The 15,602-nt window shown below is 42.7% G+C and carries 15 protein-coding genes and 1 pseudogene; 6 read left to right on the top strand and 10 right to left on the bottom strand.

Features of this window, described 5'->3' with window-relative positions; genetic code table 11:
• Nucleotides 1-50 precede the first annotated feature (50 nt).
• Nucleotides 51-698 (bottom strand): annotated as a pseudogene (locus DW947_RS19725) (ParA family protein); the annotation flags it as partial.
• On the bottom strand, nucleotides 695-1,024 hold the full coding sequence (locus DW947_RS19720; RefSeq protein WP_105100255.1) for a hypothetical protein: 330 nt from the start codon (nucleotides 1,022-1,024) through the stop codon (nucleotides 695-697). The gene DW947_RS19720 and the pseudogene DW947_RS19725, both read right to left, overlap by 4 nt.
• Before the next feature lie 358 nt (nucleotides 1,025-1,382).
• On the opposite strand from DW947_RS19720, the gene mobA reads away from it, so the two are divergent.
• The 6 genes from mobA to DW947_RS19685 all read left to right on the top strand — a co-directional run bounded on the left by mobA (nucleotide 1,383) and on the right by DW947_RS19685 (nucleotide 9,045).
• Complete coding sequence (gene mobA, locus DW947_RS19710) at nucleotides 1,383-1,820, top strand: conjugal transfer protein MobA (protein WP_007216065.1); 438 nt, start codon at nucleotides 1,383-1,385, stop codon at nucleotides 1,818-1,820.
• Complete coding sequence (gene mobB / locus DW947_RS19705; protein ID WP_011107110.1) at nucleotides 1,805-3,043, top strand: conjugal transfer protein MobB; 1,239 nt, start codon at nucleotides 1,805-1,807, stop codon at nucleotides 3,041-3,043. Before mobA ends, mobB begins: the two co-directional genes overlap by 16 nt.
• Before the next feature lie 20 nt (nucleotides 3,044-3,063).
• Nucleotides 3,064-5,073 carry a conjugal transfer protein MobC gene (mobC, locus tag DW947_RS19700; protein WP_011107111.1) on the top strand — a complete coding sequence of 670 codons (2,010 nt, stop codon included), beginning with the start codon at nucleotides 3,064-3,066 and terminating at the stop codon, nucleotides 5,071-5,073.
• Between the two features lie 173 nt (nucleotides 5,074-5,246).
• The gene (locus tag DW947_RS19695) at nucleotides 5,247-6,782 is read left to right on the top strand and encodes a DUF3945 domain-containing protein (protein WP_011107112.1); all 1,536 of its coding nucleotides are present in this window, start codon (nucleotides 5,247-5,249) and stop codon (nucleotides 6,780-6,782) included.
• Nucleotides 6,779-6,967 carry a hypothetical protein gene (locus tag DW947_RS19690; RefSeq protein WP_011107113.1) on the top strand — a complete coding sequence of 63 codons (189 nt, stop codon included), beginning with the start codon at nucleotides 6,779-6,781 and terminating at the stop codon, nucleotides 6,965-6,967. Before DW947_RS19695 ends, DW947_RS19690 begins: the two co-directional genes overlap by 4 nt.
• A complete protein-coding gene (locus DW947_RS19685) occupies nucleotides 6,964-9,045 on the top strand; it encodes a type IA DNA topoisomerase (RefSeq protein ID WP_011107114.1) in 2,082 nt (693 codons plus the stop codon). Before DW947_RS19690 ends, DW947_RS19685 begins: the two co-directional genes overlap by 4 nt.
• A gap of 105 nt (nucleotides 9,046-9,150) precedes the next feature.
• Here DW947_RS19685 and DW947_RS19680 read toward each other — a convergent pair whose 3' ends face one another.
• The 8 genes from DW947_RS19680 to DW947_RS19645 form a co-directional block, all read right to left on the bottom strand.
• Nucleotides 9,151-9,672: a dihydrofolate reductase family protein gene (locus DW947_RS19680; protein ID WP_015532708.1), complete on the bottom strand. Its 522-nt coding sequence runs from the start codon at nucleotides 9,670-9,672 to the stop codon at nucleotides 9,151-9,153.
• Nucleotides 9,673-10,046: 374 nt separating this feature from the next.
• Nucleotides 10,047-10,325 carry a helix-turn-helix domain-containing protein gene (locus DW947_RS19675; protein WP_005926255.1) on the bottom strand — a complete coding sequence of 93 codons (279 nt, stop codon included), beginning with the start codon at nucleotides 10,323-10,325 and terminating at the stop codon, nucleotides 10,047-10,049.
• Between the two features lie 12 nt (nucleotides 10,326-10,337).
• Entirely contained in the window at nucleotides 10,338-12,380 is a 2,043-nt protein-coding gene (locus DW947_RS19670; RefSeq protein ID WP_105100239.1) for a bifunctional DNA primase/helicase, read from the bottom strand.
• Nucleotides 12,343-12,702: a helix-turn-helix domain-containing protein gene (locus DW947_RS19665; RefSeq protein WP_011107117.1), complete on the bottom strand. Its 360-nt coding sequence runs from the start codon at nucleotides 12,700-12,702 to the stop codon at nucleotides 12,343-12,345. Before DW947_RS19665 ends, DW947_RS19670 begins: the two co-directional genes overlap by 38 nt.
• Before the next feature lie 210 nt (nucleotides 12,703-12,912).
• Nucleotides 12,913-13,773: an RteC domain-containing protein gene (locus DW947_RS19660; RefSeq protein ID WP_011107118.1), complete on the bottom strand. Its 861-nt coding sequence runs from the start codon at nucleotides 13,771-13,773 to the stop codon at nucleotides 12,913-12,915.
• A gap of 167 nt (nucleotides 13,774-13,940) precedes the next feature.
• Nucleotides 13,941-14,144 (bottom strand): hypothetical protein, encoded by a 204-nt coding sequence (locus tag DW947_RS19655; RefSeq protein WP_015532707.1) that lies wholly within the window; start codon nucleotides 14,142-14,144, stop codon nucleotides 13,941-13,943.
• A 25-nt stretch (nucleotides 14,145-14,169) separates the two neighbouring features.
• Nucleotides 14,170-15,075, bottom strand: coding sequence for a permease (locus DW947_RS19650; RefSeq protein ID WP_011107120.1), 906 nt, complete (start codon nucleotides 15,073-15,075; stop codon nucleotides 14,170-14,172).
• Nucleotides 15,076-15,100: 25 nt separating this feature from the next.
• Entirely contained in the window at nucleotides 15,101-15,601 is a 501-nt protein-coding gene (locus DW947_RS19645; RefSeq protein ID WP_011107121.1) for a hypothetical protein, read from the bottom strand.
• Nucleotide 15,602 lies beyond the last annotated feature (1 nt).

Below are 15,602 nucleotides of genomic sequence, written 5' to 3'. Positions count from 1 at the left end.
GTGGTACACGTTTCAAATGCTACCCGGGTCCCTTTTCAAGTGTTAGCTACATCCAGTTCCTTTTTAAACCTTTTGGTGTCCGGGATAAATACTTTCATAAGGGGTAATTCCAGTTCCCCGATGGTCTGTTCATACAGGGTGTACAGGTCTGTTTTTTCCCGCCCATCTACCATGTTCCAAAACAGGTGCAGCCCTTTCAGTCGGCACGCTTCATTCTTTACCAGCAGTTTGTTGATAGCTACCGCAAAGGAAAGGCTGCTTTCCAATACCACCCGGTCGGCGGCTATGGGAGTGAAAATGTAGTCCACCCCTGAAAGCGAATTGATAACACCCTCACTGTTCACCGTTCCGGGCAGGTCGAAAAAGACCACATCATAATCCGACCCGGCAGACGCAAGAAATTCATCCGCCGTTTTTATCGCTTCGTCCGGTGAACTACACAACACCGGGTACGCTTTCTTTCCCAGTGTTTTGAACTGGCTGAAAGCAAGCTGTTTGTAATAATCGTCACCGTTCACCTGTTCGGCATCCCGTTTGCGCATGGCACTGATACTGTGCTGCGGGTAATCGCAATCCACGACCGCCACGTTATACCCTTTGAGATAATACAGATAACTTGCTACCAAAACGGTGAATGTTGTTTTGCCGACCCCGCCCTTTTGGGTGGAGAAAGCCACATACAAGGTTTCTTTCTTCATTGTAATAATTCTTTTTTGTGATACATCTTTATTTCATTCCATCCGTACAGATTGACGGATGGTTTTCTTTCGTTCCATGTTGAAAGCTCGAAAGCCGGAATGACTTCTTTTTCTCTTTCCTTGTTTCTTGTTATCTTTCTGCAAAGACAGCTTGTTTTCTTTGCAGAAAGTTTGCTTTCCCGATTGAATGACAGTTTTCTTTCAATCATTCCATCCGGTTTGCTTTCCTGCTTTCTTGAAAGATTGCAATCTTGAAATCTTGTTTTCAAGTTTTCAAAACCGCTTTCTTTCCGTCCGCTTTCCGTTCTATATTTCCATCTATCCATATTGCTATCTTTCTTAAATCCGGGACAAATAAACATAGAAAAACAACCCCTTTCGAGATGTGTCCTCAAATGTCCCCGTTTGTCCTCATTTGTCCTATAACCCGCTATTTCACAGCATTTTTAATACCCGTTACTTTGCAACCGAAAGGTATCGGTCAGGCTAACCAAGCCCCCGCCGCCGGGAGCGTTCCAATATCCGCTAACTCCAATCCGTCCGTAGGCGGATTTTTATTTGCACTGGCAAATAGCAAGGTGTGTTCTAAGCAGCTTGAAATTCTTTCAGCAGCTTTGAACGCCTTGCCCGGACGAAGCCGGGATAGGGTCACTCCGAAGTCGTAACCCTTTAAAGAAATGAAACATGAAACAGAAAAATGAAAATGCGCCCCGTCCGGGTGGCGCAGGACGAAAGCCCAAAGCAGACCCGGCAGTGTTCCGGTACTCTATCAGCTTCAATGCGATAGACCACGCCCGCTTTTTGGCATTGTTCGACCAGTCGGGTATGCGCACCAAAGCGCATTTTATCACCGCCCGCATCTTTGGCGAACCGTTCAAAGTGATTAAAATCGACAAGGCGGCGGTAGAATATTATACCCGGCTGACCGCTTTATATTCCCAGTACAGGGGTATAGCCGTGAATTATAATCAGGTGGTAAAGGCTCTCAATACCAATTTTTCGGAGAAGAAAGCACTCGCTTTTCTCTATAAACTGGAAAAGGCAACGATAGAACTTGCCGACCTGAACCGCCAAATTATTGAACTGACCCGTGAATTTGAAACAAGATGGTTGCAAAGATAAGCGTAGGCAGTTCCCTGTTCGGTGCACTTTCTTACAACCAAAACAAGGTGGACGAAGAACAGGGAAAGGTACTTTTAAGTAACCGTATGTTTGAAAGTGAGGACGGAAATTTCAGCATCCGGCGTTGTATGGAATGTTTCGATATGCACCTGCCCGCAGACCTGAAAACGGAAAAGCCGATTATCCATATCTCCCTGAACCCGCACCCGGACGATGTACTTTCCGATAGCCAGCTTGCGGATATAGCCAAAGAATATATGGATAAGTTGGGGTACGGCAACCAGCCGTATATGGTTTACAAGCACGAAGATATTGCAAGGCATCATATACATATCGTTTCCATCCGGGTGGATGATACGGGCAAAAAGATAAACGACAAGTTCGAGCATATCCGCAGCAAACAAATCACCCGTGAACTGGAACAGAAGTACGGGCTGCATCCGGCAGAGAAGAAACAGGCAGCCGACCGCCCCGAACTTAAAAAGGTGGACTACCGGGCAGGGGACGTAAAGCACCAGTTATCCAATACGGTGAAAGCCCTTGCCAGCAGCTACCGTTTCCAAAGTTTCACGGAATACAAAGCGTTGCTATCTATATATAATGTACAGGCAGAAGAAGTGAAAGGGGAAGTGAACGGCAAACCCTATAACGGCATTGTCTATTCGGCAACCAATGACAAAGGGGAAAAACAAGGCAACCCGTTCAAATCATCCTCTTTGGGTAAGTCGGTAGGTTACGAAGCCATCCAGCGACACATCAAGAAATCCACAAAAGACATTCAGGACAAGAACCTGAAAGAGCGTACCCGCCGGACGGTCGGCGCAGTGATGAAATCCGCCCATAGCCGTAAGGAACTGGAACAAGAACTGAAAAGGAAAGGTATAGACGTTCTTTTCCGGCAGAACGATACAGGCAGGATATACGGTGTAACATTCATCGACCACGAAAACCGTACCGTCCTGAACGGTTCACGGTTGGGAAAGGACTTTTCCGCCAATGTGTTCAACGACCTGTTTTCCGGCTCCCGTACTTTGTCGGGAAACAGCAAACAGGAAACGCAGGAACAAAAACCGGAATATAACCCGACCGGACATCTTGAAAATACAGGAAAAGCCATTGCGGGACTGTTCAGCCTTTTATCCGGTGGGAATGATACGCCACCTGATAACAGCCAAGTTCCACCACCCAAGAAGAAAAAGAAGAAGAAACAAAGACGTATTTAATAAATATAAAAATTTCAATTATGCAGAATGAAGATGATTTAAGAGGACTTGCAAAGGTCATGGACTTTATGCGGGCAATCAGTATTTTATTTGTAGTGATAAACATTTACTGGTTTTGTTACCAGTCGTTCCGGCAGTGGGGTATCAATATCGGGGTAGTCGATAAAATCCTGTTGAACTTCCAGCGTACCGCCGGGCTGTTCTCCAATATCCTATATACCAAACTTTTTTCAGTGGTATTCCTTGCGCTTTCCTGTTTGGGTACAAAGGGAGTGAAAGAGGAAAAAATCACATGGAACAAGATTTATGTATTCCTGACAATCGGTTTTATCCTGTTCTTCCTGAACTGGTGGTTATTGGTTTTACCGTTGCCACTGGCGGCAAACACGGCATTGTATATCTTTACCATGACAGCCGGGTATCTTTCGTTATTGGCTGCCGGAGTGTGGATTTCCCGCCTGTTGAAAAATAACCTGCTGGATGATGTGTTTAATTTAGAAAATGAAAGTTTCGCACAGGAAACACGCCTGATAGAAAACGAATATTCCGTAAATCTTCGTTCTCGTTTCTACTATAAAAAGAAGTGGAACGATGGATGGATAAACGTTGTAGCAATTTTTCGTGCGTGCATCGTTGTTGGAAATCCGGGCAGTGGGAAGTCTTTTTGTGTCGTAAACCAATTTATCAAACAGCAAATAGAAAAGGGCTTCGCAATGTATCTGTATGACTACAAATTTCCCGACCTTTCGGAGATAGCCTACAATCATTTGCTTAACCATTCGGACGGGTACAAGGTGAAGCCCAAATTTTACATAATCAATTTTGATGACCCACGTAAGAGCCACCGATGTAACCCGATAAATCCGGCGTTTATGACGGACATATCGGACGCATACGAAGCCAGTTACACAATCATGTTAAATTTGAACCGCAGTTGGATAACCAAGCAAGGGGATTTCTTTGTGGAAAGTCCTATTATTTTACTTGCTTCTATAATATGGTTTTTGAAAATATATCAGGGTGGAAAGTATTGTACATTCCCGCACGCCATTGAATTTCTGAACAAGAAATATGCCGACACGTTTACAATTTTAACCAGTTATCCCGAACTGGAAAACTACCTTTCACCGTTCATGGACGCATGGGAATCCAATGCGCAAGACCAGCTTCAAGGGCAGCTTGCAAGTGCTAAAATCCCACTTTCAAGAATGATTTCACCTGCCCTGTATTGGGTAATGACAGGGGATGATTTTTCACTGGATATAAACAATCCGGAAGAACCTAAAATTTTGGTGGTAGGCAATAATCCCGACCGTCAAAATATCTATTCCTGTGCTTTGGGACTGTATAATTCCCGTATCGTGAAGCTGATAAACAAGAAGCACCAGCTAAAATGTTCCGTAATCATTGACGAGTTACCGACCATCTATTTTCGGGGACTGGATAACCTGATAGCAACGGCACGAAGCAACAAGGTAGCGGTCTGTTTGGGCTTTCAGGATTTCAGCCAGTTACGCCGGGATTATGGGGATAAGGAAAGCAAAGTTATCGAAAATACGGTAGGTAATATTTTTAGCGGTCAGGTGGTTTCTGAAACGGCAAAAACGCTTTCAGACCGTTTCGGAAAGGTCTTGCAGAAACGCCAAAGCATGACTATCAACCGGAATGATAAATCAACCTCAATCAGTACGCAGATGGATAGTTTGATACCGCCCAGTAAAATATCTAACTTAACGCAGGGTATGTTTGTGGGTGCGGTTAGTGACAACTTCGATGAACGCATCGAGCAAAAAATATTCCATGCGGAAATTGTGGTGGATAACGAGCAAGTGAAACGGGAAACTGCCAACTACAAGAAGCTGCCCCAAATTATAGATTTCAGGGACGAGGACGGGAACGACCGGATGCAGGAAGAAATACAGGCGAACTACAACCGGGTCAAGCAAGAAGTCCAGCAGATTGTCACGGACGAAATGGAACGGATTAAGAACGACCCCAATTTGCAGCACTTAATAAAAACAGAAGAATAGAAGATTTTTCAGACAAACGGCAGCTTTTTACAGGCTGCCGTTTTTATTGGCAGGGACAAATAAGGACAAACAGGGACTAATGAAGCCACCTATTCCCAAAGCCTTAAATATACTCTATTTCATCCTTACTTTTACTTCCGAAAATTTATTTACTCACTAAAATTCAAAACATTATGGATGTAAACACAGCCAGCCAATCCACCACTGACGAACAGATGATGGATATTCTTCTTGTACTGGATAAGGAGAAAAAGACAATCAGCGCAGTAAAAGGCGTAGATGAAAACGGGGAACTCCAAACCGTACCGCCGGAGAACAACAGTGAACTTTTGAAATTCGACCGTCACGGTGATTTCTTTTCCAACTTCTTTTCCAACATGATGAACCAGTTGAAGAACCCGACCCGTTTTAACTTCTTCAAAATCCCAAAGATTGAACTTCCCAAAATCGAGCCGATAATCAGGGATAATTTCAATCATCCGACACCTGAAAACGAAGCGGGCATAGAGCGTTACCGGGTGACACCTGAAACCGTGAAGCAGGAAGCGAAGAAAGAACAACAGGAAACCCAAGCCCAACAACCACAGCAGCCAGCCAAAGAAGCGGGAGCAATGGCGCAAACACCGCAGCAACCCGACAAAAGCAAGTATGTGATTGACCCGGATAAAGTGGACTGGGAAGCCTTGAAGAATTTTGGTCTATCCAAAGAACAGCTTGAAAAGGCAAAGGCTTTAGAACCCATGTTAAGGGGCTACAAGTCGCCCGGAGCGTTTACCATCGCCGGAAACTATAATTCAGCCATTATGAAACTGGACGCACGTTTATCTTTCCGGCACGACAAAGACGGGAATGTAGTTTTGGCGATACACGGCATCCGACAAAAGCCGGAACTTGAACGCCCGTTTTTCGGACATGAATTTTCCAAAGAGGATAAAGCCAATCTTCTTGAAACGGGGAACATGGGACGGATAGTAAACCTGAAAAACTATATCACGGGAGAAATGATACCTTCTTTTGTCAGTGTGGATAAGGTAACGAATGAACTGGTTTCCATGCGTGCAAGCAGTGTTCAAATACCGGATGAAATAAAAGGTGTCAAACTGAACAAGGAACAGAAACAAGCCTTACGGGAGGGAAAAGGCGTATTCCTTGAAAACATGATTTCCAACCGTAAAAATCCCTTTTCCGCAACTGTTCAGGTCAATGCCGACAAGAAAAGTCTGGAATTTATCTATCCCAATGCCAAACAGTCACAGGAGCAAGGGCAGAAACAGACACAGCAGAACAGCCTTGTCACCAGTGACGGTGTAACCATTCCCAAAAGCATTTCAGGAATAGAGTTATCCCGCCAGCAACAGCAGGATTTAGTCAATGACAAAACCATCTTTGTTGCCGGACTGAAAGACAAGCGGGGGGTCGAATATGATGCTTATATTCAGGTGAACCATGATAAGAAGAAGTTAGGCTTTTACAGTGACAATCCCAGCTTTGACCGTTCCGCCGTGAAAGAAATTACCCCCGCCAGCAAGAACCGCACACAGGTAGCGGTCAATTCGGAAGGCAAGACCAACGAAGCCACCAAGAAAGTGAAAGAACCCTTGAAAAAGGGTCAGGACAAGCCCACTGAAAAGCAAAAAACCAAGCAGGATAAAAAGGAGAAGCAGGAGCAGACGGACAAACCCAAACAGAGCAGGGGACGCAAAAGATGATAGCGGTGTTAATCCTTATCCCGGTTGTCGGTTTCGCCCTGTTTACCCTTGTCTGTTACAAAACAGACTGGGAAGCCATAGACGAGCAGAACCGACAATTTTATGTAGATGGCTATCACATCTATTATGACCGGAAAATCCTAAGACAAAAAGAAGTGGAACAATTAAAATCAAAATTAGAATGATTGCAGTAATCGGAGAAAAACCAAGCGTGGCAAGGGACATTGCCCGTATTTTAGGAGCGAGTGAAAAACAGGATGGCTATCTTTCAGGTAACGGGTATCTCGTTACCTGGGCGTTCGGCCATCTTGTCGGTTTGGCAATGCCGGAAGCATACGGCATACAGAGTTTCCGCCGGGAAAGTCTGCCTATTATCCCGGATAGTTTTCAACTTACACCCCGACAAGTGAAAGCGGAAAAAGGGTACAAGGCAGACCCCGGCGCATTGAAACAACTAAAAGTAATCAAAGACGTATTCGACCAGTCGGATAAGATAATTGTCGCTACCGATGCAGGGAGAGAGGGAGAACTCATATTTAGATATATTTACAATTACATTGGATGCAACAAGCCCTTTGTCCGTTTATGGATAAGCAGCCTTACCGACAAGTCAATCCGTGAGGGACTGCAAAACCTGAAAGCCGGTAGCCTGTATGATAACCTTTTCCTTTCGGCACAGGCACGCAGCGAAGCGGATTATTTAATTGGAATTAATGGTACACAGGCTTTAAGTGTGGCAGCCGGACAAGGCATTTTTTCTTTGGGACGGGTACAGTCGCCCACGTTGGCAATGATATGTACCCGCTTTTTGGAGAACAAGAACTTTGTCCCACAAAAGTATTGGCAACTGAAATTACAGGCGGCAAAAGACAATGTTTCCTTTGCTGCACTGTCCACAGACAAATGCGATAAGCAGCAGCCCGCCATCGACACGCTGCAAAGGATAAAGGAAGCGGAAACAGTACAGGTGAAAACCGTAGAGCGTAAGGAAGTGAACCAAGAACCGCCGTTGCTCTATGATTTAACCACGCTCCAAAAAGAAGCGAATACCAAACTGAACTTTTCCGCAGACAAAACCCTATCCATCGCACAAAAGTTATACGAGGGTAAACTAATCAGCTACCCCCGAACCGGAAGCCGTTATATCTCACAGGACGTGTTCGAGGAAATCCCGGAACGTCTTGTCAATTTGGAACAGTACACCCGTTTTGGCGGATATGCCGCCGGGATGAAAGGCAAAGCCTTAAATTCCCGTTCCGTGAACGATGGCAAGGTAACAGACCATCACGCCCTGATAGTGACTGAAAACCTGCCCGACAAGATGGAAGCGGACGAACAGGCAATCTACGAACTGATAGCCGGACGGATGTTGGAAGCCTTTTCTGAAAAATGCGTCAAAGACGTTACCAGTGTAACGCTGGAATGTGCAGGGTCGCTTTTCACGGTCAAAGGGTCTGTAATCAAGTCCGCCGGATGGCGTGCCGTATTCGGCGAGAAAGAGGACGGAGAAGATAACGCTGCTTTGCCAGCCATGCAGGACGGAGATAGTTTACCGCTTTCCGGCATTGAATTACTGGAGAAACAGACCAAGCCCAAGCCGTTACACACGGAAAGCAGTTTGCTTTCTTCGATGGAAACAGCAGGTAAGGAACTGGAAAACGCCGACCTGAAAGCCAGCATGAAAGATACGGGTATCGGCACGCCCGCAACACGGGCAGCCATCATCGAGACGCTGTTTTCCCGCCAGTATATCGTCCGGGAGAAAAAGAACCTTGTCCCTACCGAGAAAGGTCTTACCGTTTACAACATCATCCGGGACAAGAAGATAGCAGACGTTGAAATGACGGGAATGTGGGAAAATACGCTTGCCAAAATAGAAAGCGGGGAAATGAACCCCGACACGTTCCGCAAAGGCATCGAAGTGTATGCACGGCAAATCACGGCTGAACTTTTGGATGTTCAACTTTCTTTCGTTTCGGGCAGTGGTTGTATCTGCCCGAAATGCAAGACCGGGCGCATCCTTTTCTATCCGAAAGTCGCCAAATGTTCCAATGTGGATTGTTCCGTTACCATCTTCCGCAACAAGAGCGACAAGCAGCTAACGGACAAACAGATTACCGAACTGGTGACTACCGGGAAAACCGGGCTAATCAAAGGCTTTAAAAGCAAGAACGGCAAAGTCTTTGACGCTTCACTTGCCTTTGACGGGCAGTTTAATGTTACTTTCGTGTTCCCTGAAAAGAAAGGCAAACCGAAGAAATAAGACGAAAATCGTTATATTTGCCACAGAAAGTTTCATTATAGATAGATTTATAATTGAAATTTTTGTGGTTGAAGCACCCGGAGGGACACCGGGTGCTTTTTTAAATCATTCTCCTTTATACTGGTAGGTCAGGTAAACGACCTGATTGTCTATCACCCGGTGTCCGGTCAGTTCCCACTTCGACCCGAAAGTCTTTCCTATAAACTTGATACCGTCCCCAAGCATGACCGGAACGATATACAGCGTTATTTCATCCAGCAGGGACGCTTCAATCAGCGAGGTTATAAACTTACCGCCGCCAATGACCTGAATATCGGTTTCCGAACTTGATTTAAGTTCATTGATTGCCCGTAAGGGTATATCGGTAAGAAAGGTTACATTCTCCTTTTTCGTCACATTGGTGTCGTAGTGGGACACTACAAAAGTCTTTTTACTTTTGTACGGCCATCCGCCCCAACGTTTAAAAATCATGTTATAGGTATTCACTCCGGCAAGAAATATACCGGGTTGTTCATAAGCTGCCGAAATTTCCTTTTTAACGTTTTCCGGCATCCAGTCCAAATCATTATCTTTTCGGGCAATGAAGCCATCGAGAGATACAGCAATACAAGTTTTTAAATGTTTCATAAGTTGGTATCAAACAGTTTTTAGTTATAAACTGTTCGCCAGTACGTCTAAAAAAAGCGTGAACTCACACTATTCCAACGTAGAGGCACTGGTACGCCTAAGAGAAGAAACAGGCAAGCCCACGCTATACAGAAGTATAGCATGAACATTGCGCATAAATCTCTTCTCTTTGAAAATTACCAGTTTTCTACGTTGAGACGTTCTGCGAACGCTATGTTATATATAAAAGCAATCGGCTTTTCAACCTATGCTGTTATTGTCTTATGAAACTGTTGCAAATATACAGAAAGTCCCGGATATACCCGAACAGGAAAAAGAAAATCCTGTTTTATCTCACGACAAAACAGGATTAAAAGCTATTAGAAAAGAAAAAATTAGTCGGTTTTTTCACGGATTAACTTGTGTACGTCCGTGGCACGGTAATAACATCTACCATCCAACATAAGGAAAGGGAGTATTCCTTTTTTTCGATAACGGGTCAGTGTTCGAGGGGCTACTTTCAGAAGCAAGCATAAATCCTGATTATCCAGCAGTTCTTCACCATCCAAACAATTACGTCCTTTTATCACCCGGTCTATTTTCTTGTCCTGCATATCGAACCTATCCATGATACGCTCCATCCATGCGGTAAAATCGTCTTTATCTATATACATAAGGCTACCTGATTAAATTAAACCAATCATAAAATAACTTTGGTTGGACGGGTCTTTAATGATAATATCCCGTTCCCGCATGAAACGAACATAGCTTTTGGCAGTACGTTCTTTCACGTCCAAAACCTGCTGCAACTGTTCGCACAGGTCTATATAGGTAATATGTGTCTGCCGTCCAAAAATATCACGGGCAACGCATACCAGTTCCTTTTCCTTGCGTTTCTCTTTTTCCTCTCGTGGCTTTTCCCCTTTATAAAGGTGCATCCCGGCTGCTTTGTCCCAAGCAAAAAGCATCAAAGGAACGTCCAAAGGACTACCGTCACGGACTTTCAGGGCTTTTACCACCGATTGTGTAGGTTCTTCGTCCTTTTCGATGGAAAGGATAGTTGCCGCTTTGCGCTGTAATTCCGAGCCTAAATGCCCCCGGAGCTTCAATCCATTGGGTACGAAATGCAGCACGCAAAGAATACAGGTATTATAAATTCCTGCCAGTCGGTATAGTTCATCTATCACCGCCACACTTTCCGCTTCATCATTGGCACTTTTCACAAGGTCGGCGATACCGTCTATCACTACTAACTGTATGCCCCCATATTGGTAATAGAACTTATCCATACTCTGAACAATGGCGTGCAGACGTTCTTTGCGGGACATCCCCGTCAAACAAAATGCTTTCAGTTCTTCCGGTTTGTCCGGTTGCTTCGCACGTGCTAACAGGTTACTTACATTCTTGAACAGTTGTACTTCGGATTGTTCCGTATCGTAAAGTAATACCGCTTTGCGCTTACTGTTGGCAGTAATCTGTATGCCGAGAGTATCAACTTCCTTATCCGGCTGGCAGATGCAGCCTGCCAACATAGCAGCGATATAATTACTTTTACCTGTTCCCTCGCCACCCGTAATGCCGAACAGGTTTCCTTGTGTCCCCAGTGGAACGTCCCCGGCAGAAATTATCACCTGTGCTTTTGCCGGGGGATTATTGAAGTCTATTTCGCACGATTTAAGCATAATCAATGTATCACTATATAGGTTATCTAAAAATTCGATAAACAATTTCAGGAAATCTTCACGGGTATTCCCCGCTTTAAAATAGTCGGAAATATCCTTTTCTTCTTTCGTGCCGGAAAGCGGTAAAAGCAGCCGTTTTACTGAAAATTCTTCCAACTGTTTTTCCTGTTTGCGTGCGCTTTCCTTTCCCGTTTTATCGGTATCATACAATAAGATGATGTGTTTAAACCGGAAAGTCAGTTTATAAATCAGGGTAGGGGGAACAGTCACCGTTTCACTGTTGAAGCAGATAGCATGGAAACCATGTGCAGCCAATGACATGACATCTTTTTCTCCGCCCGTAATAAACAGTGTATCACCTTTTGCGGGTAGTTGTTCCAATCCGAAACAATAATTATCTCCGAAATTACCCCCATAGAGGAAACGAGTTTTTGAGAATGGACGATACAGTTTTATATATCGTTTACTTTTATATCCGTACATTGGTTCTGTTACGGATGAAGTATAAGTGAATTGTGTTCCATCCGCTGTTACACTCTGAAAATCCCGTAGGGAACAGACCTTGTACAGTTCCAATATTTCCGGTGTGATACCATACTGTTGCCAGTACATCAATTCAGCAAGCGGAAATTTCTGTTCCCTGAACTGGTAAGGTTTGCTTTCCTTCTCAGGTGTTTCTTCCAATATATTATCCACCACACGGCAAGAATTACGGGTAACAGGTATCGGGTTACCTGTTGCCAGTCCTAATCCCAAATCCCGGTCGATGGTTTCCAGTATCTCCACAAAATCCATCGAATTATTGCAGTCCAACCCTTTAAGTTGCCCCACGAAAAAGAAACAATCACCGCTATAATTGTCATTGCCAAAATCTTTCATCTTATATATACCACTTCGGCGGTCGAAATAGATATTACAGGACGCTTTATTATCTTCATAAAGCGGGTTCAAGAAATTTCGACCTATCCGCCAATTACCGGGTACATAGTGCTTGAATACAGATAGCCCGTTACTTGTCCTTTCTAATATTTCTTCTTTCCTTAACATATAGGTGGTGGTTGGTTATCAGGTCTTGAATATTCTCTTTATTGCTCTTTATCAGTCGTTCTTCCAGCATCCGTTTTACTTCGCTTATTTTGTAGAAGTAACGCCCCCGAATATTGGAGTAGGCAATAGTTCCAGCCACTCGCAAACGTTGCAGTGTCTTTTCACTGATTTTCAAAAATGTGCAGACCTCGTAACTATCCACCCAAATTTCATCTTCATTGGTACTTTCCGCTTCCGTGTGATTGAATATGTAATCGGCGATAGCGGTAATTTTGTTGTCTAAATCCTTGTAGGCTTTTGACTCGAATGTTATTATCTCCATTTTGCTAACTAATTGATTTGCTGCAAAGTTGAAGCATTTGAAAAAATAAATCTTCCAACCTCTTTCCAAGTTGGAAGATTTATTTTTTTGAGGATTTTAGCCTAAAAACCATCTGTTTTGAGCTGAAAAGTAAGAAAAAATGGGTGAAAACGGGTAAAAACAAAAACAACCAAGTTGGTAGATACTTGGTTGTTTTTGTGCTTTTGTTTTTTATAAGTTGTCGTCTTCATCCATTTTCTTCAGCAAACACTTTATTAGGTTACTAAGAAATGAAGTCCGGTCTTTCTTCCGGTCTTTTATTGTTATATAAGTCCGATAGTAATCCCCTAAATCAACTTTGAAAGATGCTTCTAAATAAGTCATAATCTCTTTAATATCTGCTTTACCATTATTCAAGACACACGCAGCATAAATAGAATATCCAAGTTCTACTAATGCTATCTTTGGAGCAGTCCATCGAAAAGGGTGTTCAGAAAGAAATGCTCGACTTTCTTCAATGATTATTTGCTTATCTACATAATGTAGCCTTTTATTCAAATAAATGCTAAGCATATCATTTGCTAATATTTGTGCTGCTTTGTGGTCGTAGCAAGTTGAAAATTCCGGGTCACGGTCATAAGGGGTACAATTCGGGCATAGTTTAAAATCAATATGCCCCCTTACAAAATAATGATTATCTAAATGTGTCGCTTTGGAACGGTAATATTGATAGAAGTCTAAATTACTTTCAAAATAGGAGGTCAGTTCATCCAATCTGTCATTGTAGTGCTTCTTTACTACCTCAATGCTACCATTCGGTTTTCTCATTTCAGCGTTATACACATCTGTGAAGTATAATAATCGTCCCAAGACTTCCGGTTTTATATATTTGAAAAAATAAATTTCCTCTTCTTTACTTTCAAACGGATGCTCAATAATAATCGTTCTTAATTCTTCGAGTGATTTTTGTAGGAACTCTACTACTTCAAATATTAAGTCTATTGAAATATTCCAATTATCAATATCTATTTTATCATAGATTACAAGGTCTATGTTCTTTATAAAATTCTCATATTCGATTTCGCTATTCATGTCATATATTCTTCTGTCATTTATATTGCAAATAGAAGTTTATTTTTATATTTTAATATACAATAAATAAATGTAGAAAGTATGTGAGCATACTTCCTACATTAGATAGCCAATTAAAAAATTGTATTAAGTTAGTTTCCTTTCAAACAGAATATTGATGAATGATTTTAGCCACAGCATCCGCAAGAGTTACCTTGATTTTCACTCGTATCATTCTTTTCTGATACTTTGGTTTCGTCCTTTTTCAAATTCTCTGACGGATTTCCATCTTCTTCTACTTCCTCTATTTGCACTCCGCAACTACATTTACAAGGTTTCGGAGCAAATAGAGAGGCAAAAAAGCCTTTCTTCTTATCTTCCTTTTCTTCCATAATTGAACTATTTATTTTTAAGTGATTATAAAAACAGGTTAAATACATAACCTGCGATAACTGCCGTTAAAAAGATAACCGCCACTATCATGCCTACCAGTTTTTTCTTGAATATACTGGCAAGCATACTCATTTCGGGAATAGCCATTCCTGCACCACCGATAACGAGGGCAATAACCGCCCCGATGCTCATACCTTTGCCCATCAATGCTATGCCGATGGGGATAGCTGTTTCTGCACGGATATACAGAGGAATACCCAATACGGCAGCCACAGGTATAGCGAGAGGATTGTCTGCACCTGCTATTTTCAACACAAAATCTTGCGGCATATAGCCATAAATGCCAGCACCGAGAGCAACACCTATCAGTAAATATATCATAATAGGTCTAAGGCTCCCCCACGCATTTATAAAAGCAATCTTTATTTTTTGGCGGAAAGGAAGCAACCTTTTGTTTTTAGGCTGTTCGCTGCCTGAACAACAACTGGGTTTCACCCGAACATTTTTCACATACTTTTGTGCGCCTATTTTTTCGAGAACATATCCAAATGCAACGGAACAGATAAAAGCGATGACAAAATAGAAAACCATTGCCTTAAATCCTACCAAAGCTCCCAACATACCTATAATGATAGGATTGAGTAATGGAGAAGCTATCAGAAAGGACATTGTAGAACCAAATGGAACTCCTGCATTTAGAAAACCTACTGTCATAGGAATGGTAGAGCAAGCGCAGAAAGGGGTTAATGCCCCAAATCCGGCAGCTATGACATTGCCCATAATACCCGAACCTGATAGCTTTTTCCGAATCGTTTCTTCCGGGATATACATCAGTATAATTTCTACGGCTGCGCTGATTAACAGAAATAAGGCTATCAACTCAATCGTAATAAATACGAAGTATTGTAATGTGTCTAATAAAGTATTCATAATCTATTGAATTAAAAACTATTTATTAATTAAATGTAGTGTCACAACAGCTTTCTTCCTGTTCAGGTTGTGGCTGTGTTCCGCAACATTTCTTTTCTTCTGGTTGCACTGATTGTGTGTTTGCCGGGCAGCATCCGCCACTTTCATTGCTTTGGACTGTTTGATTTTTATTTCCAATAAACAGAACGAATACAAGTATTGCCACACCTAACCACAAGAAGAATTTTTGGAAAGACTTTGATTTGGAACGTCTTTTCAGATTTGTTTCTGAAACATTCGTTCCACATCCACAAGTTTCTTTTTTGAAATAAACTTGATAAAAGCCAAAGAGTAGGGAGATGATGGCAAAGCCAATAAACCAACCTTTATACTCTGCAAAAAAACTAAGTTGTGACGCTCCAATTCCTAATGTTGCTAATATTCCGGCTAATATAGGTAGCCCACAGCAACTTATTACACCTAATAAAGCAAGTAATGGTGATATTACACTTGCTATCATCGACCAAATTGTTCCTGACTTGCCCATT

Source organism: Bacteroides sp. AM44-19, assembly GCF_003603395.1.
In the GTDB taxonomy this organism is placed as follows: Bacteria; Bacteroidota; Bacteroidia; order Bacteroidales; family Bacteroidaceae; genus Bacteroides; species Bacteroides uniformis.
The sequence above is the reverse complement of the archived record's forward strand: the minus strand, read 5'-3'. Positions and strand labels throughout refer to the sequence as shown.